21 protein-coding genes are annotated in these 21,411 nt (G+C 68.5%); 5 read left to right on the top strand and 16 right to left on the bottom strand.

All coding sequences use genetic code 11. The features are described from left to right. Positions 1-4: 4 nt before the first annotated feature. From JOF29_RS02745 to JOF29_RS02675, 15 genes are all read right to left on the bottom strand, one after another. Positions 5-1,528 carry an NADH-quinone oxidoreductase subunit M gene (locus JOF29_RS02745; RefSeq protein WP_209692653.1) on the bottom strand — a complete coding sequence of 508 codons (1,524 nt, stop codon included), beginning with the start codon at positions 1,526-1,528 and terminating at the stop codon, positions 5-7. Continuing rightward, a complete protein-coding gene (gene nuoL / locus JOF29_RS02740) occupies positions 1,525-3,393 on the bottom strand; it encodes an NADH-quinone oxidoreductase subunit L (RefSeq protein WP_209692652.1) in 1,869 nt (622 codons plus the stop codon). Before nuoL ends, JOF29_RS02745 begins: the two co-directional genes overlap by 4 nt. Positions 3,394-3,404: 11 nt before the next feature. Continuing rightward, entirely contained in the window at positions 3,405-3,704 is a 300-nt protein-coding gene (gene nuoK / locus JOF29_RS02735; protein WP_130384807.1) for an NADH-quinone oxidoreductase subunit NuoK, read from the bottom strand. Next, entirely contained in the window at positions 3,701-4,504 is an 804-nt protein-coding gene (locus JOF29_RS02730) for an NADH-quinone oxidoreductase subunit J (RefSeq protein ID WP_209692651.1), read from the bottom strand. Before JOF29_RS02730 ends, nuoK begins: the two co-directional genes overlap by 4 nt. Further along, a complete protein-coding gene (gene nuoI / locus JOF29_RS02725; protein WP_209692650.1) occupies positions 4,501-5,064 on the bottom strand; it encodes an NADH-quinone oxidoreductase subunit NuoI in 564 nt (187 codons plus the stop codon). The genes JOF29_RS02730 and nuoI overlap by 4 nt, the downstream gene beginning before the upstream one ends. Further along, positions 5,057-6,361, bottom strand: coding sequence for an NADH-quinone oxidoreductase subunit NuoH (nuoH, locus tag JOF29_RS02720; protein ID WP_209692649.1), 1,305 nt, complete (start codon positions 6,359-6,361; stop codon positions 5,057-5,059). The genes nuoI and nuoH overlap by 8 nt, the downstream gene beginning before the upstream one ends. Beyond that, on the bottom strand, positions 6,358-8,799 hold the full coding sequence (locus tag JOF29_RS02715) for an NADH-quinone oxidoreductase subunit G (protein WP_209692648.1): 2,442 nt from the start codon (positions 8,797-8,799) through the stop codon (positions 6,358-6,360). Before JOF29_RS02715 ends, nuoH begins: the two co-directional genes overlap by 4 nt. Continuing rightward, positions 8,796-10,103 carry an NADH-quinone oxidoreductase subunit NuoF gene (nuoF, locus tag JOF29_RS02710; RefSeq protein WP_209692647.1) on the bottom strand — a complete coding sequence of 436 codons (1,308 nt, stop codon included), beginning with the start codon at positions 10,101-10,103 and terminating at the stop codon, positions 8,796-8,798. Before nuoF ends, JOF29_RS02715 begins: the two co-directional genes overlap by 4 nt. Positions 10,104-10,105: 2 nt before the next feature. Next, entirely contained in the window at positions 10,106-10,837 is a 732-nt protein-coding gene (nuoE, locus tag JOF29_RS02705; RefSeq protein ID WP_209692646.1) for an NADH-quinone oxidoreductase subunit NuoE, read from the bottom strand. Further along, the gene (locus tag JOF29_RS02700) at positions 10,838-12,175 is read right to left on the bottom strand and encodes an NADH-quinone oxidoreductase subunit D (protein WP_209692645.1); all 1,338 of its coding nucleotides are present in this window, start codon (positions 12,173-12,175) and stop codon (positions 10,838-10,840) included. It lies immediately after the preceding gene. Continuing rightward, on the bottom strand, positions 12,175-12,861 hold the full coding sequence (locus tag JOF29_RS02695; RefSeq protein ID WP_209692644.1) for an NADH-quinone oxidoreductase subunit C: 687 nt from the start codon (positions 12,859-12,861) through the stop codon (positions 12,175-12,177). The genes JOF29_RS02700 and JOF29_RS02695 overlap by 1 nt, the downstream gene beginning before the upstream one ends. Beyond that, a complete protein-coding gene (locus JOF29_RS02690) occupies positions 12,858-13,412 on the bottom strand; it encodes a NuoB/complex I 20 kDa subunit family protein (protein ID WP_131286677.1) in 555 nt (184 codons plus the stop codon). Before JOF29_RS02690 ends, JOF29_RS02695 begins: the two co-directional genes overlap by 4 nt. A gap of 1 nt (position 13,413) precedes the next feature. Beyond that, positions 13,414-13,773, bottom strand: coding sequence for an NADH-quinone oxidoreductase subunit A (locus tag JOF29_RS02685; protein WP_209692643.1), 360 nt, complete (start codon positions 13,771-13,773; stop codon positions 13,414-13,416). A gap of 96 nt (positions 13,774-13,869) precedes the next feature. After that, entirely contained in the window at positions 13,870-15,183 is a 1,314-nt protein-coding gene (locus tag JOF29_RS02680) for a geranylgeranyl reductase family protein (protein ID WP_209695932.1), read from the bottom strand. A 164-nt stretch (positions 15,184-15,347) separates the two neighbouring features. Next, positions 15,348-16,055: a demethylmenaquinone methyltransferase gene (locus JOF29_RS02675; protein WP_209692642.1), complete on the bottom strand. Its 708-nt coding sequence runs from the start codon at positions 16,053-16,055 to the stop codon at positions 15,348-15,350. Positions 16,056-16,127: 72 nt separating this feature from the next. Between JOF29_RS02675 and JOF29_RS02670 the strand changes: the two genes are divergently transcribed. Further along, complete coding sequence (locus tag JOF29_RS02670) at positions 16,128-17,411, top strand: isochorismate synthase (RefSeq protein WP_209692641.1); 1,284 nt, start codon at positions 16,128-16,130, stop codon at positions 17,409-17,411. Beyond that, a complete protein-coding gene (locus JOF29_RS02665) occupies positions 17,408-18,025 on the top strand; it encodes an MBL fold metallo-hydrolase (protein ID WP_209692640.1) in 618 nt (205 codons plus the stop codon). Before JOF29_RS02670 ends, JOF29_RS02665 begins: the two co-directional genes overlap by 4 nt. 1 nt (position 18,026) lies before the next feature. On the opposite strand, the gene JOF29_RS02660 is transcribed toward JOF29_RS02665, so the two are convergent. Then, positions 18,027-18,875, bottom strand: coding sequence for a GNAT family N-acetyltransferase (locus tag JOF29_RS02660; protein ID WP_209692639.1), 849 nt, complete (start codon positions 18,873-18,875; stop codon positions 18,027-18,029). Between the two features lie 56 nt (positions 18,876-18,931). Here JOF29_RS02660 and JOF29_RS02655 point away from each other — a divergent pair, with 56 nt between their 5' ends. From JOF29_RS02655 to JOF29_RS02645, 3 genes are all read left to right on the top strand, one after another. Then, positions 18,932-19,561, top strand: coding sequence for a PadR family transcriptional regulator (locus tag JOF29_RS02655; RefSeq protein ID WP_209692638.1), 630 nt, complete (start codon positions 18,932-18,934; stop codon positions 19,559-19,561). A 67-nt stretch (positions 19,562-19,628) separates the two neighbouring features. Beyond that, entirely contained in the window at positions 19,629-20,615 is a 987-nt protein-coding gene (locus JOF29_RS02650; RefSeq protein WP_209692637.1) for an ABC transporter ATP-binding protein, read from the top strand. Further along, positions 20,612-21,376, top strand: a complete 765-nt coding sequence (locus JOF29_RS02645) for an ABC transporter permease (RefSeq protein WP_209692636.1) — start codon at positions 20,612-20,614, stop codon at positions 21,374-21,376. Before JOF29_RS02650 ends, JOF29_RS02645 begins: the two co-directional genes overlap by 4 nt. The last annotated feature ends 35 nt before the right edge of the window (positions 21,377-21,411 follow it).

Below are 21,411 nucleotides of genomic sequence, written 5' to 3'. Positions count from 1 at the left end.
GCGGTCACTTCTGTCCCTCCGTCACGGGGATCTGCGGTGCCTTGTCGGTCACGCCCACCCGCTGCATGGTCGAGTCGACCGCGGGCTTGATGATGTCGACGATCGGCTTCGGGAAGATGCCCAGCCCGATGATCAGGATCACGAGCGGTGCGATCGCCAGCACCTCACGCGGGTTCAGGTCCTTCAGCTTCTCGATCCCGTCCCGGACCGGGCCGGTCATCGTGCGTTGGTACATCAGCAGGATGTACAGCGCGGCCAGCACGATACCGAGGACCGCGATCACCGCGATCACCTTGTGCCGGCTGAAGGTCCCGGCCAGCACCATGAACTCGGAGATGAACGGCGACAGCCCGGGCAGCGCGAGGCTGGACAAACCGGCGAACAGGAACGTCCCGGCCAGGACCGGTGCCACCTTCTCGACCCCGCCGTAGTCGGCGATCCGGGCGGACCCGCGCCGGGAGATCAGGTACCCGGCGACCAGGAACAGCGCCGCGGTGGAGAGACCGTGGTTGAACATGTACAGCGTCGACCCGGTCAGGCCCTGCGACGTCAGCGCGAAGATCCCCATCACGATGAAGCCGAAGTGCGAGATCGACGTGTACGCGATCAGCCGCTTGATGTCGGTCTGGCCGATCGCCAGCAGCGCGCCGTACAGCACCGAGATCAGCGCCAGTACCAGGATCACCGGGGTGGCCCACTGGGACGCGTTCGGGAACAGGCCCAGGCAGAACCGGATCATCCCGAAGGTGCCGATCTTGTCCAGGATGCCGACCAGCAGCACCGACGTACCCGGCGTCGCCTCACCGGCCGCGTCCGGCAGCCAGGTGTGGAACGGCACCATCGGCGCCTTCACCGCGAACGCGAAGAAGAACCCGAGGAACAGCCAGCGCTCGGTGTTCTGGCCGATGTCCAGCTTCACCATGTCGGACAGCAGGTACGACGGGGCGCCGTGCTTGGCGGAGACGACGTACAGGCCGACGACCGACGCCAGCATCAGCAGACCGCCGAGCAGCGAGTAGAGCAGGAACTTCACCGCGGCGTACGAACGCTGCGGGCCGCCGAAGCCGCCGATCAGGAAGTACATCGGGATCAGCGTGGCCTCGAACAGCACGTAGAAGAGGAACACGTCGGTGGCGGAGAAGACGCCGATCGACAGTGCCTCCAGGCCGAGGATCCAGGCGAAGAACGACTTCTCCGACCAGCGGCCGTGGGAGGCGTCGTTCCAGGACGCGATGATCACGATCGGGCTCAGCAGCGCGGTCAGCACCACCATGACGATGCCGAGACCGTCCAGGCCGAGCGCGTAGTGCGCGCCGAACGCCTTGATCCAGGTGTGCGTCTCGGCGTAGTCCGCCGCGCCGTTGCGGTGGTACCCGATCGCGACGACGACGGTCAGTACCAGCGTCACGAGCGAGAACCCGAGCGCGACCTGCTTGGCCGTCAGTGCCTTCGCCTTCGGCACCAGCATCGTCGCGATGGCCCCGACGAACGGCAGGAGCAGTAACAGGGTCAGCCAACCGATGTTCACGACAACCTCACCGCGAGGAGGGCGACGACCACGAATGCGGCGCCGAAGACCATGCTGAGTGCATACGAGCGGACGAAGCCCGTCTGGAACCGGCGGAGCCGGCCGGACAGTCCGCCGAAGAGTGCGGCCAGCCCGTTGACCAGGCCGTCGACGCCCCGGTTGTCGAGCCAGACCAGCGTCCGGGTCAGGTACTGCCCGGGACGCATGAAGACTGCCTCGTTGAGCGCGTCGCCGTACAGGTCACGCCGCGCGAACGTGGTGACCGGCGAACCGGCCGGAGCCTCCCGCGGGATGTCCCGGCGGTACATCAGCACCGCGATCGCGATACCCACCGCGACCACCGCGAGGGTGATGATCGTCATCACCGTCGCGTTCAGCGGCGGGTGCGCCTCCTCGTGCCCGACGATCGGCGCGAGCCAGTTCACGATCCAGTGGCCGGCGAAGTACAGCGCGCCGCCGCCGAGCGAGAGCGCGGCCAGGATGATCAGCGGCCACGTCATCACCTTGGGCGACTCGTGCGGGTGCACGTCCTCGGCCCAGCGCTTCTTGCCGAAGAACGTCATCAGCATCACCCGCGACATGTAGAACGCGGTGATGCCGGCGCCGAGCAACGCGCACAGGCCGATCACCGTGTTGTCCGCGAACGCGGCCTCGATGATCTTGTCCTTGCTGAAGAAGCCGGCCCACGGCGGGATGCCGAGGATCGCCAGGTAGCCGAACGCGAACGTGACGAAGGTGATCTTCATCGGCGTCCGCAGGGCTCCGTAGTGCCGCATGTTCACGTCGTCGTTCATGCCGTGCATCACCGAGCCGGCGCCGAGGAACATATTGGCCTTGAAGAAGCCGTGCGTGAGCAGGTGGAAGATCGCGAACACGTACCCGACCGGCCCGAGGCCGGCGGCGAGCATCATGTAGCCGATCTGGCTCATCGTCGAACCGGCCAGCGCCTTCTTGATGTCGTCCTTGGCGCAACCGATGATCGCACCGGCGAGCGCGGTGACCGTACCGACGATCACCACCGCCGTCGACGCCGCGTCGGTGACCGCGTAGATCGCGTGCGAGCGGACCACCAGGTAGACGCCCGCGGTGACCATGGTCGCCGCGTGGATCAGCGCCGACACCGGGGTCGGGCCTTCCATCGCGTCCAGCAGCCAGGACTGCAGCGGCACCTGCGCGGACTTGCCGCAGGCGGCCAGCAGCAGCATCAGGCCGAGCAGTGTGGCCCAGGTCTTCGACAGGTGCCCGGCACCGGCGTTCACCGTGGAGAAGGCCGACGAGCCGAACAGCGCCCACATGCTCATCACCGCGAGCGAGAGGCCGATGTCACCGACCCGGTTCACCACGAACGCCTTCTTCGCGGCGACCGCTGCCGAGTTCTTGTGCTGCCAGAAGCCGATCAGCAGGTACGACGCCAGACCGACGCCCTCCCAGCCGACGAAGACCAGCAGGTAGTCGGCGGCCAGCACCAGCAGCAGCATCGAGGCGATGAACAGGTTCAGGTACCCGAAGAACCGGCGCCGCCGCGGGTCGTGCTCCATGTAGCCGATCGAGTAGATGTGGATCAGCGAACCCACACCGGTGATCAGCAGCACGAACAGGATCGACAGCGGGTCGATCAGCAGGGTGAAGTCGACCTTGATCTGGCCGACCGAGAACCATTCGAACAGCCTGACCGTCGTCGATCGCTCGTCGCTCGGCTTGCCCTGCATCTGGAAGAACAGCACGACGCCGAAGGCGAAGGAGATCACCGGCGCCAGTGTGCCCAGCAGGTGACCCCAGGCGTTGGTGGCCTTGCCACCGAGCAGCAGGATCGCCGCGGACACAGCCGGTACCGCGACCAGCAGCCACGTCAGCTCATGACTCATCGGTGCTTACCTCAGTACTTGAGCAGGTTGGCGTCGTCGACCGAGGCCGAGCGACGGGTGCGGAAGATGGCCATGATGATGGCCAGCCCGATAACCACCTCGGCCGCGGCCACCACCATCACGAAGAAGGCGGCGATCTGGCCGTCGAGGTTGCCGTGCTGGCGGGCGAAGCTGACGAACGCGAGGTTGGTCGCGTTCAGCATCAGCTCGACGCACATGAAGACGACGATCGCGTTCCGGCGGACCAGCACGCCGAGCGCACCGATACTGAACAGGATCGCCGCGAGCACGATGTACGGCTCGGTGGTCACTTGTTCTCCTCCTCGAGCGGATACTCGCCGTCGTTGGTGAGCGCGCGGACCTCTTCGACGTCCGCGCGCTCCTCGGCTTCGGGGAACACGGTGCCACGTGCCTGGAGCACACGCGAAACCGAGGTCGGTGCGATCGACCCGTCCGGCAGCAGGGCCGGGGTGTCGACGGCGTTGTGCCGGGCCAGCACGCCGGGGGTCGGCAGCGGGCCGGGGTGGATGCCCTGTTCGGCGTACTTGCGGATCCGCTCCTCGGCGTGGTCGCGCTGCGTCTTCTTCTTGGTCAGCCGCTCGCGGTGCGCCAGCATCATCGCGCCCATCGCCGCGGTGATCAGCAGCGCCGAGGTGACCTCGAAGGCGAACACGTACTTGCCGAACAGCAGTTGCGCGATGCCCTTCGGGTTACCGTCCGGCTGCGCGTCGGCGAGGCCGGTCGGGTTCCCGTAGATCGCGTTGCCGACCGCAGCGACCAGCAGGGTGCCGAAGCCCAGGAACGCGATCCCGGCCAGCAGCCGCTGACCGCGGATGGTCTCGACCAGCGAGTCGGACGCGTCGACGCCGACCAGCATCAGCACGAACAGGAACAGCATCAGGATCGCGCCGGTGTAGACGATGATCTGTACGGCGAACAGGAACGGTGCGTCCTGTGCGGCGTACTGCACCGCCAGGCAGATCATCACGGTCGCCAGCAGCAGCGCCGAGTGCACCGCCTTGCGGACCAGCACCATGCCGATCGCGGCCAGGATCATGACCGGGGCCAGCAGCCAGAACGCGACCTGCGGGCCGGTGACGAGACCGATCACTTCGTGTCACTCCCCTCGGAGCGCGAGGCGGCGCCGGTGAGACCGAGGTAGTAGTCCTTCTCGGTCTTGCCGAGCTGCATCTCGTGCGGCGGCTCCTGCATACCGGGGAGCAGCGGCGCCAGCAGGTCCTTCTTCTCGTAGATGAGGGACTCGCGGCTGGTGTCGGCCAGCTCGTACTCGTTGGTCATCGTCAGCGCCCGGGTCGGGCACGCCTCGATGCACAGCCCGCAGAGGATGCAGCGCAGGTAGTTGATCTGGTACACCCGGCCGTACCGCTCGCCCGGCGAAAAGCGGCCGGAGCCGCCCGCCGTGTTGTCGGTGTTGGAGGCGCCCTCGACGTAGATCGCGTCCGCGGGGCAGGCCCACGCGCACAGCTCACAGCCGATGCACTTCTCCAGCCCGTCCGGCCAGCGGTTCAGCTGGTGCCGGCCGTGGAACCGGGGCGCGGTCGGCTTCTTCTCGAACGGGTACTGCTCGGTGAACACCTTCCGGAACATCGTCCGGAAGGTGACGCCGAAACCGGCTACCGGGTCCCAGAGGGACTCTTTGACACTAGCCATTTCTGGCTTCCTCGCTTCGGCTCGGAGTGGTGACGGCCATCGGGGGTGGCACCGGGAAGCCGCCGGCGAAGGCGTCGAAGTCCTTGCCGTCGGCAACCTCAGGCTCTTCGGGCTTGGGCTTGGCCGGGACGAACATGCTGACGATCGCGATCACCAGCACGATCGCGGCCGCGACCAGCAGCGTGGTCCGGCTGAAGTTCGTCTCCCGGCCGACCGCCCGGACGGTGGCGACCAGCAGGATCCAGACCAGCGAGACCGGGATCAGGATCTTCCAGCCGAGCTTCATGAACTGGTCGTAGCGCAGTCGCGGCAGCGTTCCGCGCAGCCAGATGTAGAAGAAGATGAAGCACATCAGCTTGCCCATGAACCACAGCACCGGCCAGTAGCCGGAGTTCGCGCCGTCCCAGATCGAGATCGGCCACGGGGCCCGCCAGCCGCCCAGGAACAGCGTGGTGGCCAGCGCGGACACGGTCGCCATGTTGATGTACTCCGCCAGGAAGAACATCGCGTACTTGATCGAGGAGTACTCGGTCAGGAAGCCCGCGACCAGCTCGCCCTCGGCCTCCGGGAGGTCGAACGGCGCCCGGTTCGTCTCGCCGACCATCGAGATCACGTAGATCACGAACGACGGGAACAGCAGGAACCCGTACCACCCGGGCAGCGGGATCGACGCCCCGAACCAGTGCACGGTCTGGTGCCCCTGCGCGGCCACGATCTCCGAGGTGGACAGCGAGCCGGCGAACAGGAACACCGTGACCAGCGCCAGGCCCATCGCGACCTCGTACGAGATCATCTGGGCGCTGGAGCGCAGACCGCCGAGCAGCGAGTACGTCGAGTTCGACGACCAGCCGCCGAGCACGATGCCGTAGATGCCGATCGAGGCGATCGCCATCACGTACAGCACCGAGACCGGCAGGTCGGTGAGCTGCAGCCGGGTGTAGGTGTCGGTCCAGGGGATCCGCACCGTCGGCCCGAACGGGATCACCGCGAAGGTGAGGAAGGCCGGGATCGCGACCATCGCGGGCGCCAGCAGGAAGACCACCTTGTCGACGCCCCGGGGCATCAGGTCTTCCTTCAGCATCAGCTTCACGCCGTCGGCCAGCGACTGCAGCAGACCGAAGGGTCCGTGCACGTTGGGGCCGATCCGGTGCTGCATCCGCGCGACGACCCGGCGTTCCCACCAGATGTTGAAGAGCGTCAGCACCACCAGGAACACGAAGATGAACAGCACCTTGATCAGGATCACCCACCAGGGGTCGTGCCCGACCCCTGCGTCAGGTACCGCGAGCGCCATCATGCGTTCCCTCCGGCGATCGTCACGATCGAGCCATGGTCTGCGTGCAGTGAACGGCGGACGTGGGAGTCGGCCGAGTTCGTCGGCAGCCAGACCACGTTGTCGGTCATCGGGGTGATCACCACCGGCAGCCGGATGCTCCCGGCGTCGGTGCTCACCGCCAGCTCGTCCCCGTCGGCGACACCGATCCGGTGCGCGGTGGTGAGCGAGATCCGGGCGACCGGCGTCCGCGCGGTCGCGGTCAGGTGCGGCTCACCGTCGCAGGCGCGGCTGTCGTCGATCAGCATCCGCCAGGTCGCGAGCCGGGTGGAGTCGAACGCGCCGAGCGCCGGACCGGCCTGGTACGTCGGCTCCTGCGCGCGGTCGCCGTCCCAGCGGCCGAGCTCGTCGAACTCCTTCTTCGCGCCCTCGGGGGTGCTGAAGCCGAGCGACTGCCCCATCTCCTGGGCCAGCGCGGCCAGCGCCCGGGTGTCCGGCATCGCGGCCGGCACCTTGAGCACCACCGGGAACGGCCGCTCGCGGCCCTCCCAGTTCACGAAGGTGCCGGACTTCTCCACCGGCGGTACGACCGGGAACACCACGTCGGCGTACTCGGTGACCTGCGAGTTGCGGACCTCGAAGCTGACCACGAACGGCGCCGCCGCGAGCGCGGCCAGCGCCGCGGCCGGGTCCGGCAGGTCGTCGATCTCGACCCCTGCCACCACCAGCGCCTGCAGGCTTTCCGCGCTCGCGATGATCTCCGTCAGGTCCTTGCCGGCCTCGGCGGGCAGGTTCTCGACGCCCCACGCGGCCTGCAGGTCGACCCGAGCCCGCGGGTCGGCGACCAGCCGGCCGCCCGGCAGCAGACCTGGCAGGCAGCCGGCCTCGAGCGCGGCCCGGTCACCCGCACGCCGCGGGATCCAGGCCAGCTGTGCACCGGTGTCGAGCGCCAGCCGCAGTGCGGCCGAGTACCCGCCCGGCGCGCTGGCCAGCCGCTCGCCGACGACGATGATCGAGCCCGCACCGAGCGCGGCCCGGGCAGCCGCCCCGGCCGCACCGGCGGCACGGAGGTCGGAGAGTACGGCAGCCTCGGTGCCCGGCGACGCCGGTACGACGACCCCGGCGAGCTTCTGCACACCCCGCGACGCGTACGCCGCGACCGTGAACACCTTCGTGCCGTGCGCCTTCACGCCCTTGCGGACCCGCAGGAACACCGACGGCGCTTCCTCTTCCGGCTCGAACCCGGCGAACAGCACCGTGTCGGCCTTCTCCAGGTCCGCGAACGTCGTACCGAGACCGGTGCCGGCCACCGCGGCGGCCAGGAAGTCGGCCTCCTCCGCGGAGTGCGGCCGGGCCCGGAAGTCGATGTCGTTGGTGCCGAGCGCGACCCGGGCGAACTTCGAGTACGCGTAGGCGTCCTCGACGGTCAGCCGGCCGCCGGTCAGCACCGCCGCGCTGCCGTGCGCCGCGGTCAGCTTCTGCGCGGCGAAGGTCAGCGCCTCCGGCCAGGACGCCGGCCGCAGCTCGCCGTCCTCGCGGATCAGCGGGTGCGTCAGCCGGTCGCCGGTGGTCGCGTACTGGAACGCGAACCGGTCCTTGTCGGAGATCCACTCCTCGTTGACCTGCGGGTCGTCGCCGGACAGCCGGCGCATCACCTTGCCGCGCCGGTAGTCGACCCGGATCGCCGCACCGGACGAGTCGTGCTCGGCCACCGAGGGCACCGAGACCAGGTCGAACGGCCGGGAGCGGAAGCGGTACGCCGCACTCGTCAGCGCACCGACCGGGCAGATCTGGATGGTGTTGCCGGAGAAGTAGCTCTCGAAGGGCTCCTTCTCGTAGATGCCGACCTGCTGCAGCGCGCCGCGCTCGATCAGCGCGATGAACGGGTCACCGGCGATCTGCTCGGAGAACCGGGTGCAGCGCGCGCAGAGGATGCAGCGCTCGCGGTCCAGCAGCACCTCGGCCGAGATGTTGATCGGCTTCGGGTAGGTCCGCTTCACCTCGGTGAACCGGGACTCGCCGGCACCGTTGCTCATCGCCTGGTTCTGCAGCGGGCACTCGCCGCCCTTGTCGCAGACCGGGCAGTCCAGCGGGTGGTTGATCAGCAGGAACTCCATGTTCCCGTGCTGGGCCTTGTCGGCCACCGGCGAGCTCACCTGGGTACGGATCACCATGCCGTCGGCGACCGTCAGCGTGCAGGACGCCTGCGGCTTCGGCATACCGCGGCCGTTGCCGGCGTCGGGGACCTCGACCAGACACTGCCGGCAGGCGCCGACCGGGTCCAGCAGCGGGTGGTCGCAGAACCGCGGGATCTGGATGCCGATCTGCTCGGCGGCCCGGATCGCCAGGCTGTTCTTCGGAACCTTGACCTCGATGTCGTCGATGGTCACGGTGACCATGTCGACGGAGGCAGTCCGCTCCACCGCTCCACTGCCTGCGGGCGGGTTCGCTTGGATCGTCATGCGCTAGCTCCAGCAGTCGCGAAGACAGTGCTTGCCATCGGGTCGAGCGGGCAGCCGCCGTGCTCGAAGTGCGCCAGGTACTCGTCCTTGAAGTACTGGATCGAGCTGGTGATCGGGCTGGTCGCACCGTCACCGAGCGCACAGAACGACCGGCCGAGGATGTTCTCGGACAGGTCGAGCAGGGTTTCCAGGTCCTCCTCGGAGCCCTTGCCCGCCTCCAGCCGCTCGAGGATCTGCACCAGCCACCAGGTGCCCTCACGGCACGGGGTGCACTTGCCGCAGGACTCGTGCTTGTAGAACTCGGTCCAGCGCAGTACGGCGCGCACCACGCAGGTGGTCTCGTCGAAGATCTGCAGCGCCTTGGTCCCGAGCATCGAGCCGACCGCGCCGACCCCCTCGTAGTCCAGCGGTACGTCGAGGTGCTCCGCGGTCAGCAGCGGCGTCGACGAACCACCCGGCGTCCAGAACTTCAGCTGGTGTCCCTCGCGGACCCCGCCGGCCATGTCGAGCAGCTCGCGCAGCGTGATACCGAGCGGCGCCTCGTACTGCCCCGGGCGGGTGACGTGCCCGGACAGCGAGTACAGCGTCATGCCCTTGGACTTCTCGGTGCCCATCGAGCCGAACCAGTCCGCGCCGTTCTTGATGATCACGGGAACGGATGCGATCGACTCGACGTTGTTGATGACAGTGGGGCACCCGTACAGACCGGCGACCGCCGGGAAGGGAGGACGCAGCCGAGGTTGACCGCGACGTCCTTCCAGCGAGTCCAGCAGCGCCGTCTCCTCGCCGCAGATGTAGGCGCCGGCGCCGGCGTGCACGATGACGTCCAGGTCGTAGCCGGTGCCGAGGATGTTCTGGCCGATGTAGCCGGCGTCCTTGGCCTCCTGGACCGCCTGCTGCAGTCGGCGGATCACGTGCAGCACTTCACCGCGCACGTAGATGAACGCAGCGCTCGCGCGGATCGCGTAGGACGCGATGATGACGCCCTCGACCAGCGTGTGCGGCGAGGCCATCATCAGCGGGATGTCCTTGCAGGTGCCCGGCTCGGACTCGTCCGCGTTCACCACCAGGTACTTCGGCTTCGGGTTGTCCTGCGGGATGAAGGACCACTTCATCCCGGTCGGGAAGCCCGCGCCGCCGCGGCCGCGCAGACCGGAGTCCTTGACCGTGGCGACGACGTCGGCCGGCTGCATCGCGAGCGCCGTGCGGAGGGCGTCGTACCCGCCGGTGCGCTGGTACGACGCCAGCTGCCAGGCGTTGATCTGGTCCCAGTTGTCGGACAGTACCGGGGTCAGCGTGGTCATGGTCAGCCCTCCTTCGGGGTCTCGGAGCCGTTCGGGGCCGACCAGTTGCGCTCACGGGCCAGCCGGAGGCCGGCCAGCGAGGCCTTGCCACCGGTCGGGCCCTCGTCGGCGCGGCCGTCCGGGTACCCGGCGAGCACCCGCTCGGCCTCGCGCCAGGTGCAGACGGTGGCACCGCGCGGCGACTTCACGTCGGTGCCGGCCCGCAGGTCGTCGACCAGCTGGGTCGCGGACTCCGGCGTCATGTCGTCGAAGAACTCCCAGTTGACCATCATCACCGGCGCGTAGTCGCAGGCCGCGTTGCACTCGAGGTGCTCGAGGGTGACCTTGCCGTCCTCGGTGGTCTCGTCGTTGCCGACGTCGAGGTGCTGCTTCAGCCGCTCGAAGATCAGGTCGCCGCCCATCACCGCGCACAGCGTGTTGGTGCAGACGCCGACGTGGTAGTCGCCGACCGGCCGCCGCTTGTACATCGTGTAGAAGGTGGCCACCGCGGACACCTCGGCGCCGGTCAGCCCGAGCAGGTCGGCGCAGATCTCGATGCCCTCCGGGGTGACCCGGCCGTCGACCGACTGCACCAGGTGCAGCATCGGCAGCAGCGCCGACTGGGCCTGCGGGTACCGGGCCATGATCTCGCGCAGCTCCGCGATCGTGGCGTCGGTGATCTTCGAGTCGCCGGTGCTGTACGGCACCGTCTTGTCGGTAGCAGTCGTATGAGACAAGCTGCTGTTCTCGGCCATTTAGCGGTCCACTCCACCCATCACCGGGTCAAGGCTGGCGACGGCAACGATCACGTCGGCGACCTGGCCGCCCTCGCACATGATCGGCATCGCCTGCAGGTTTGCGAAGGACGGGTCACGGAAGTGCACCCGGAACGGCTTGGTGCCGCCGTCGGAGACGACGTGCGCACCCATCTCGCCACGCGGCGACTCGATCGCCACGTAGACCTGGCCGACCGGGACCCGGAAGCCCTCGGTGACCAGCTTGAAGTGGTGGATCAGGGCTTCCATCGACTCGCCCATGATGTGCTTGATGTGGTCGAGCGAGTTGCCCATCCCGTCGGCGCCGACCGCCAGCTGGCTCGGCCAGCCGATCTTCTTGTCGGCGACCATCACCGGATGGCCGTCCATCTTCTCCAGCCGGTCGGCGCACTGCTCGACGATCTTCAGCGACTCGTGCATCTCCTGCAGCCGGACCCGGAAGCGGCCGTAGGCGTCGGAGGAGTCCCAGGTCGGTACGTCGAAGTCGTACGTCTCGTAGCCGCAGTACGGCTGGCTCTTGCGCAGGTCGAGCGCGTACCCGGTGGAGCGGACCGTCGGGCCCGAGATGCCGAGCGCCATACAGCCGGCCAGGTCCAGGTAGCCGACCTTCTGCAGCCGGGCCTTGAAGATCGGGTTCGCGTTGCAGAGCTCGGCGTACTCCGGCAGGTGCCGGTTCATCCAGGTGATGTACTCACGGATGTGATCCAGCGCGCCCGGCGGCAGGTCCTGCGCGACACCGCCCGGCCGGATGAACGCGTGGTTCATCCGCAGCCCGGTGATCAGCTCGAACAGGTCCAGCGTCTTCTCGCGCTCGCGGAAGCCGATCGTCATCACGGTCAGCGCGCCGATCTCCATACCGCCGGTGGCGATACAGACCAGGTGGCTGCTGATCCGGTTGAGCTCCATCAGCAGCACCCGCATGACGTTCGCCTTCTCCGGGATCTGGTCCTCGATCCCGAGCAGGCGCTCGACCGCCAGGCAGTACGCCGCCTCGTTGTAGAACGGCGACAGATAGTCCATCCGGGTGACGAACGTGACGCCCTGCACCCAGGAGCGGAACTCCATGTTCTTCTCGATACCGGTGTGCAGGTAGCCGATGCCGCAGCGGGCCTCGGTCACGTTCTCACCGTCGAGCTCCAGGATCAGCCGCAGTACGCCGTGCGTGGACGGGTGCTGCGGACCCATGTTGACGACGACGCGCTCTTCCGGCTCCTCGCCGAGGCCGGAGACCACCGAGTCCCAGTCCTGGCCGGTGACGGTGAAGACCTTGCCCTCGGTGGTGTCCCGGGTGGTCGCGTAAGGGTCGGTAGTGGTCATCAGTTGTAAGACCTCCGCGTGTCGGGCGGTGGGATGACAGCGCCCTTGTACTCGACGTCGATACCGCCGAGCGGGTAGTCCTTGCGCTGCGGGTGCCCCGGCCAGTCGTCGGGCATCAGGACCCGGGTCAGCGCCGGGTGCCCGTCGAAGATGATGCCGAACATGTCCCAGGTCTCCCGCTCGTGCCAGTCGTTGGCCGGGTAGACCGGGACGACCGACGGGATGTGCGGATCGCCTTCGGGCGCCGACACCTCCAGCCGGATCCGGCGGTTGTGGGTGATCGACAGGAAGTGGTAGACGGCGTGCAGCTCACGGCCGGTCTCGTGCGGGTAGTGCACCCCGCTGACCCCGGAGCAGAACTCGAACCGCAGCGCCTCGTCGTCGCGGAGCTGCTGGCACACCTCGACGAGGTTCTCGCGCTTGATGTGCAGCGTCAGCTCGCCGCGGTCGACGACGACCTTCTCGATCGCGCCCGCGCTGGTCAGGCCCTCGAGCCGGTCCACCGCACCGTCGAACCAGGAGCCGTACGGCTTCGGAGTGGCGCCGGGCAGTACGACGGTGCGCTTCAGGCCGCCGAACCCGGACGTGTCACCGGTGCCCTGGACACCGAACATGCCCTCGCGCTGCTCGATGACCTCCGGCGCCGAAGCCTCCGGTGTCGCGGGCAGGTTCTCGGACTCACTCACCGGAGCAGCCCCTTCATCTCGATCGTCGGGGCGGCGGTCAGGGCCGCGGCCTCCTGCTCGGTCTGCAGCGCCTTCTTGTGCGCGCCGAGCTTCATGTGCTGGATCTGGTCGTGGATCTTCAGGAACGCGTCCAGCAGCATCTCCGGCCGCGGCGGGCAGCCGGGCAGGTACATGTCGACCGGGACCACGTGGTCCACGCCCTGCACGATCGCGTAGTTGTTGAACATGCCGCCCGACGACGCGCAGACGCCCATCGCCAGCACCCACTTCGGGCCGGGCATCTGGTCGTAGATCTGGCGCAGTACCGGGGCCATCTTCTGGCTCACCCGGCCGGCCACGATCATCAGGTCGGCCTGCCGCGGCGACGCCCGGAAGACCTCCATACCGAACCGGGCCGCGTCGTACCGCGGTGCGCCGGTGGTCATCATCTCGATGGCGCAGCAGGCCAGCCCGAAGGTTGCCGGCCACAACGAGGCCTTGCGCATGTAGCCGAGCAGTCCTTCGACCGTGCTCAGCAGGACGCCTGCCGGAAGCTGTTCCTCAAGACCCATGTCAGTCCCACTCCAGTCCGCCGCGGCGCCACACGTAGGCGTACGCGACGAAGACGGTGACGATGAAGATGACCATCTCGACCAGCCCGAAGAGCGCCATCTGGTCGAAGGCGACCGCCCACGGGTAGAGGAAGATGATCTCGATGTCGAACACGATGAACAGCATCGCGGTGATGTAGTACTTCACCGGGAAGCGGCCACCGCCGACCGGCTGCGGGGTCGGTTCGATGCCGCACTCGTACGAGTCCAGCCTGGCCCGGTTGTACCGCTTCGGGCCGACCAGCGCACTCACGGTGATGCTGCCCGCCACGAAGAGCAGCGCGAGCACACCAAGAGCAAGAATCGGTGTGTAGGGGTGCATCGCTGCGTGCTCCCTCCTTCAGCCGGTGGTCTGTCTGTGTCTGTTCTTGTCTGTTGTTATCAGTACCGCTGTGGCTCAGCTCACTCGCCCCGCCGCTCAGGCGGCGGGAGCCAGCTTGGTGAGCCCGTTGATGATCTTGTCCATCACGTCGCCGTCCCGCGGGTCGGTGAGGTTGGCAAGCAACTTCAGGGTGAACTTCATCAAGGTGGTGCGCGGCAGACCGTACTTGGTGCAGAGCCGCATCACCTCCGGATTTCCGATCAGCTTCACGAAGATCCGGCCGAGCGTGTAGTAACCGCCGTACTCCTGCTTCAGCGCCTTCGGGTACGCCGACAACGCGCGCTCCCGCTGGTTCGGCTGCCGGTGCAGGGCCTGGGCGGCGACCTCGGCGGCGAACGACCCGGACTCCATCGCGTACGGGATGCCCTCGCCGTTGAACGGGTTGACCATGCCGCCGGCGTCGCCGAGCAGCATCAGGCCGCGGGTGTAGTGCGGCTGCCGGTTGAAGCCCATCGGCAGCGCGGCGCCGCGGATCGGGATGGTCTGGTACTCGTCCCGGAACTGCCACTCGTCCGGCGTCACCTTCAGCCACTGCTTCAGCAGGTCGGCGTAGTCGACCTTGCCGAACGCGTCGGAGGTGTTCAGGATGCCGAGGCCGACGTTCACGGTGCCGTCGCCCATCCCGAAGATCCAGCCGTACCCGGGCAGCAGCACCCGGCCGCCGGGCTGCTTCGGGTCGTCGGCCCACAGCTCCAGCCAGGACTCGAGGTAGTCGTCGTGCGTCCGCGGGCTGGTGAAGTACGTCCGGACGGCGACCCCCATCGGGCGGTCGTCGCGCTTGTGGATGCCCATCGCGATGCTCAGCCGGGACGAGTTGCCGTCGGCCGCCATCACCAGCGGCGCCCGGAACTCGACGTCGTCACCGGCCCGCCGGCCGTTGTCGTCGACCGGCTTCGCGGTCACGCCGACGATGTTGTCCCGGGCGTCCAGGATCGGGCCGGTCACGTTGGTCCGCTCGCGCAGCCGCGCCCCGGCCTTCTCGGCCTGCCGGGCGAGCATCTCGTCGAAGTCCATCCGGTTCCGGGTCAGGCCGTAGTTCGGGTGGCTGGCCAGATCCGGCCAGTCGAGCTGCAACTGGTGCCCGGCGCCCTGGATCCGGAGGCCGTAGTTGCGGATCCAGCCGGCCTCTTCGGAGATGTCGATGCCCATGTTGATGATCTGCTTGGTGCCGCGCGGGGTGAGCCCGTCGCCACAGACCTTCTCCCGCGGGAACGCGGTCTTCTCCAGCAGCAGCACGTCGAGGCCGGCGTTCGCCAGGTGGTACGCCGCCGACGATCCGGCGGGTCCGGCACCGACGACGATCACATCGGCGGTCTCCGCCTGCTGCCCGCTCGGCACGCTCTGGCTCATCTCTCCGGCCTGGATGTTCTTGGGGGCGTGTGCGCTCGTGAACGACTTCACGAGCCCTCTTCACTCGACAGTCTAGGACTGCCTGACGTGGACACGAAACTCGCCCCAACCCCCTTGCGGGCAAGCCAATTTCGCATAATTTCCGTTGCGTAATTAACTGGCCGTCATTTTCCCAGCTGCGGCCGTACGGCCCGGTGGATCGCGACCAGTCCGCCGGTCAGGTTGCGCCACTGCACCCTGCTCCAGCCGGCGTCCTCGATCGCCCGGGCCAGCGGCTCCTGCGGCAGCCAGGCCCGGGTCGACTCGGCCAGGTACTCGTACGCCTCGGGGTTCGTCGAGACCACCTTCGCGACCGCGGGCACCGCGCGCATCATGTACTCCAGGTACACGACCCGGAACGGCTTCCAGGTCGGGTGCGACTGCTCGAGGACCACCAGCCGCCCACCGGGCCGGGTGACGCGGAGCATCTCGCGGAGCGCCAGCGGTACGTCGTTCACGTTCCGCAGCGCCCAGGAGATCGTCACCACGTCGAAGGACTCGTCCGCGAACGGCAGCCGGAGCGCGTCGCCGGCGATCAGGTCCAGCTCCGGGTGCCGGCGTTTGCCGACCGTGAGCATGCCGACCGAGAAGTCGCAGGACACCACCTCGGCGCCGGACTCGCGCAGGTTGACGCTGGACGCGCCGGTACCGGCCGCCAGGTCGAGGATCTTCAGCCCCTTCCGCGGCGCGATCTCGGCCAGCGTCGCGGGCCGCCAGTACAGCTTCTCCAGCCCCATCGTCGCGACCGCGTTCGTCCGGTCGTACCCCTCGGCCACGTTGTCGAACATGGCTGCCACGTCGTGCGGCTGTTTGGTGAGATCTGCGCGCGTCACCTGTCTAGTTGATCACGGGCTGCAGCGGCACCGAAATTCGCTGGACATCGGGCGGGCATACTCTTGCACTTCGTGAGTGCATCTCCAGGTAGCCGTGCGGCCCTCGCGACCCGAGGCCCCGCACCGCAGTTGGTGGTTCGCAGTCAACCGGTGGACGGCGTGTCGGCGCACCTGCTCGACCATCTGCCGGACGAGGGCGGACTCGCGTGGGTACGGCGGGGCGACGGCCACGTCGGCTGGGGCGTCGCCGCCCGGCTGGACGTTGCCGGTAGCAACCGCTTCGAGCAGGCCGCACGCTGGTGGCAGGAGCTCGTCGGGGCCGCGGTGGTCCGCGACGAGATCGGCGTACCGGGCTCCGGGCTGCTCTGTTTCGGGTCCTTCGGCTTCACCGACTCCGATCCGGGTGAGCTGGTGGTCCCCGAGGTGATCGTCGGCCGCCGGGCCGGCACCACCTGGGTGACGACGATCTCGCCGGCCAGTTCGCTGGGCGCGCCGCCGGAGCTGCAGGTGCACGAGCCGTCGCCGGTGTACGACGTGACGTTCGCCGACGGCGCCCGGACCGGGACCGCCTGGTCGAGCATCGTCGCCGACGCGGTCCGCCGGATCACCGCGGGCGACCTGGACAAGGTGGTGCTTGCCCGCGACCTGATCGCGATCGCCGAGCAGCCGATCGACCTGCGCTGGCCGCTGCACCGGCTCGCGACGGCGTACCCGAACTGCTGGACGTTCTCCGTCGACGGCCTGATCGGCGCCACTCCCGAGCTGCTGGTCCGCCGGGAGAAGGGCCTGATCACGTCCCGCGTGCTGGCCGGGACGATCCGCCGTACCGGGGACGACGCGCACGACCTGGCCCTGGCCGCGTCGCTGGCGCGGTCGTCGAAGGACCTCGAGGAGCACGAGTTCGCGGTCCGCTCGGTCGCCGACGCGCTCGAGCCGCACTGCTCGTCGATGAACGTCCCGGAGACCCCGTTCGTGCTGCACCTGCCGAACGTGATGCACCTGGCCACCGACGTCGCCGGCGTCGCGAACAACGGCGCCTCCGCGCTCGGCCTGGCCGCCGCCCTGCACCCGTCCGCGGCGGTCTGCGGTACGCCGACGCCGGTCGCGCGGGACCTGATCGGCGAGATCGAGGGCATGCAGCGCGGCCGGTTCAGCGGACCGGTCGGCTGGCTGGACGCGGCCGGCGACGGCGAGTGGTGCATCGCGCTGCGCTGCGGTCAGGCCGACTCCGACGATGCCCGCCGGATGCGGCTGTTCGCCGGCGCCGGCATCGTCGCGGGGTCGAACCCGGACGCCGAACTGGCCGAGACGAACGCCAAGCTGGTACCGATGCGAGACGCCCTAGGAGACCTGTGAAGCTCACGAAGTTCGCGCATGCCTGTGTTCGGTTGGAGAAGGACGGGAAGACGCTGCTCGTCGACCCGGGGTCGTTCAGCGAGGACGCCGCCTTCGAGAAGGCGGACGCGATCCTGGTCACCCACGAGCACCAGGACCACCTCGACGTCGACCGGGTCGCCGCGCTCGACGTACCGGTCTACACGAACGCCGGTGTCGCGGCGCAGCTGACCGCGCTGGGCGACCGGGTGCACGTGGTCGCGGGCGGCCAGTCGTTCGACGCGGCCGGGTTCTCGGTCAGCGCCTACGGCAAGGACCACGCGGTGATCCTGCCCGAGTGGGGCGTGCCCTGCGAGAACATCGGCTTCCTGATCGACGACGCGGTCTACCACCCGGGCGACTCGTTCACCCGGCCCGACCGCGCCGTACACACGAACCTGGTGCCGATCTCCGGCCCGTGGTTCGCCCTCCCGCCGGCCGTCGAGTACGCCCGGACGATCAAGTCCGACCAGCTGGTGGGCATCCACGACGGCCTGCTCAGCCCGATCGGCCTGAGCATGTTCAGCCGCTTCCTCAACTCCGACGAACGCCCTTACCTCGGCCTCGCCCCGGGCGAGTCCACCGAGATCAACTGAATCATGCGGTGAACTCCAGGTCGACGAAGTCCGCGACCGGGCGGTAGCCGGCCTGGTGGTAGATCTTGTTGGAGGTCGGGTTGGCCAGGTCGGTGTAGAGGCAGGCCTGGTTGCCGGTGGCAAGGATGTTGGCGGTGACGTGGCTGGTCAGGGCGCCGGCGTAGCCGTGGCGGCGGTGCTCCGGCGGGGTGTACACGGGGCCGACGCGGCAGACGCCGAACAGGGCCGAGTGGTAGCCCACCATGCTCACCGGCCGCCCGGCGGCCTCCCAGATCCACAGCGTCCGCTCTGTGAGCTGCCGCTCGGCCCACTCGTGGTGGTCGGCCGCAATCTCGTCCGTGACTTCAGCGGCGAAGCCGTCACCCCAGGCGGCGACCAGACCGACGTCATCCGCGCGCATTGGCCGGGCAGCGCCGGAGTCTGCCTCGAGAGGGGTGAACTCGATCAGCTTGTGAAGCCGGGTCCCTCGCGTCTCGGTCGCCGTACCGCCGCGGAGCTCGCACCAGCGCCGCCCGAAGCGGAGCGCCGCCGGCCGATCGCCCGCGACACCCTTGAGCTCAGGCAGTACGCCGGCGTACGCCTCGGCGATCGGCTCCGCGAGGTCCTCCCGCAGCGCGCCGACGTACACCCCACGCCCGGGCGTCCGCATCGCGACGCCGACGACGTCCGGGTCGTGCCCGGAATCGTGTGCGGACACGAAGTACGACGGCTCGTCCTCGGGCCGCGCCGTACCGGACGCGCGTTCGTGGACGTTGCTCATCACGATCGTGTGCAGCACCGGATCCTGTTGCAGGAAAGGGAGAACCGTCCGCTCGAAAGCCTGCGGATCGCTCGTCACGCGGACATCCATGCAGCGGAGCGTACGCCCCCCGGGCCGAGACGGTCGCCCGGATTTACACTGCGGCTATGTCCACCACCCGGTTGTTGCTGCTCGGCGTCGTGCGGATCTTCCAGCCCGCGTACGGGTACCAGCTGCGCCGCGAGCTGCTGACGTGGAACGTGCAGGACTGGGCGAACATCAACCCCGGCTCGATCTACACCGGCCTGCGGACGCTCGCCAAGCACGGGTACCTGCAGGAGCTCGAGCAGGACGGCGCGCACCGGCCCGGGCGGACGTCGTACAAGCTGACCGCGGACGGCGACACGGAGTACTTCTCGCTGTTGCGCGGCATGCTCTGGACGGTCGACGGGTTCCACCCGGACAAGATGCAGGCCACGATCAGCTTCATCTGGTCGCTGCGCCGCGACGAGGTGATCGCCGCGCTGGAGGCGCGGATCACCCAGCTGGAGTCGTGGCTGAGGTCCGAGCCGTTCTCCGAGCGCGCCATCCTCGAGGATCCGGCGACACCGAACCACGTGGTCGAGATGTTCCGGATCACCACCGCCCGGGACAACGGCGAGTTGCTCTGGACCCGCGAGTTCCTGGACCGGATCCTGAACGGCGCCTACGCGTTCGCCGGCGAGCCCGCCGACTGGGCGCCGTACCCCGGCATGATCACCCACTGGGGCGAGATCCCCGCGCCGCCCTCCCCCTGACTTCTGCTCCTTCCGCTCTCGATAATCAATATTGACTAGTCAAAGTTGATCACTCACACTGGCTCGCATGATGATCGAAGCGCGCGGGCTGGTGCGGACATTCAAGACGAAGCGGGGGGCGGTGCAGGCCGTCCAAGGGGTCGACCTGGATGTGGCCGACGGGGAGATCGTCGGTTTTCTCGGGCCCAACGGGGCCGGCAAGACGACGACGATGCGGATGCTGGCGACGCTGATCACCCCGACCAGCGGGACCGCGACGGTGGCCGGGTGCGACCTCGCGAAGGACCCGGTCGGCGTACGGCGCGGGATCGGGTACGTCCCGCAGAGCGGCTCCACGCTGCCGGAGGCGGTGGCCGGCGACGAGGTGGTCGACCACGCCCGGCTGTACGGCGTACCGAAGGCGAAGGCGGCCGCGGACGGGCAGCGGCTGTTCGAGGAGCTCGACCTGCCGGGGCTGTGGCGGCGGCAGTGCAAGACCCTGTCCGGCGGCCAGCGGCGCCGGCTGGACATCGTGATGGGCCTGATCCACGACCCGAAGCTGATCTTCCTGGACGAGCCGACCACCGGTCTCGACCCGCAGGCGCGGGCGAACCTCTGGGAGCACATTCGCGGTCTCCGCGACCGCGGCGCGACGATCTTCCTGACCACGCACTACCTGGACGAGGCGGACGCGCTCTGCGACCGGATCCTGGTCATCGACCACGGCAGGATCGTCGGGTCCGGTACGCCGGAGAACCTCAAGCAGCAGGTCTCCGGTGACGCGGTCCGGCTGAGCCTGGCCGAGCCGGCGCAGGCGCCCGCGGTGACCAAGATCGTCGAGCAGCTGGACGGCGCGACCGAGGTCGAGACCGAGGACGAGGTGGTCGGGTTCCGGATCCCGCGCGGCGGTTCGGTGCTGCCCGGGCTGCTCCGCTCGATCGATGCCCAGGGCATCGAACTGCACGGCGTCGAGGTGCACCGGCCGACGCTCGACGACGTGTTCCTGACCATGACCGGACGTTCCCTCCGCGACGAGGACAGCACGCCGGTAGCTGAGAAGGAGACCGCAGCATGATCGTCCTCCGTGAGACCTGGATCGTCTTCCACCGGGCCATGCGGCTGTCGCTGCGGAACCCGATGTGGTCGATCCTGATGCTCAGCCAGCCGTTGATGTACCTGTTCCTGTTCGGCCCGCTGCTGAAGCCGATCACCGCGCAGATCAGCCAGGGCCACGCGACCAACGCGTACCAGGTGTTCATTCCCGGTCTGATCGTGCAGCTCGGAATGTTCGGCGCGATGTTCGTCGGGTTCGGCCTGATCGCGGAGTACCGGGCCGGCGTGATCGAGGCGGACCGGGTCACGCCGGCGTCCCGGATCGCGCTGATGGCCGGGCGGGTGCTGCGGGACGTCGTGGTGCTGGTCGCGCAGTCCGTACTGCTGCTGGTCGCCGCACTCCCCCTCGGCCTGCGGGCGCCGTGGGGCGGCGTACTGCTGTCGCTGGTGATCGTCGCACTGCTCGGCGCGACCTTCGCCTCGCTGTCGTACTCGGTCGCGCTCATCACCAAGAGCGAGGACGCGCTCGCCCCGCTGCTGAACGGGATCGCCATGCCGCTCCTGCTGCTGTCCGGCATCCTGCTGCCGATGCAGATCGGCCCGAAGTGGCTGCAGCGGTTGTCCGACATCAGCCCGCTGAAGCACGTCGTGAACGGCGTCCGCGCCCTGTTCCGCGGCGACATCAGCAGCTCGGCGTCGCTGTGGGGCCTGTTCTGGGTGGTCCTGCTGACGATCATCGGACTGGCTGTCGGCGCAAGAACCTTCCGGAAGGAATCTGCCTAGAGTTCATCGACGTGTTGCATGGGCGGGCTACGGTC

The organism is Kribbella aluminosa (genome assembly GCF_017876295.1).
In the GTDB taxonomy this organism is placed as follows: Bacteria; Actinomycetota; Actinomycetes; order Propionibacteriales; family Kribbellaceae; genus Kribbella; species Kribbella aluminosa.
This window is presented reverse-complemented; position numbering and strand designations above follow the sequence as displayed.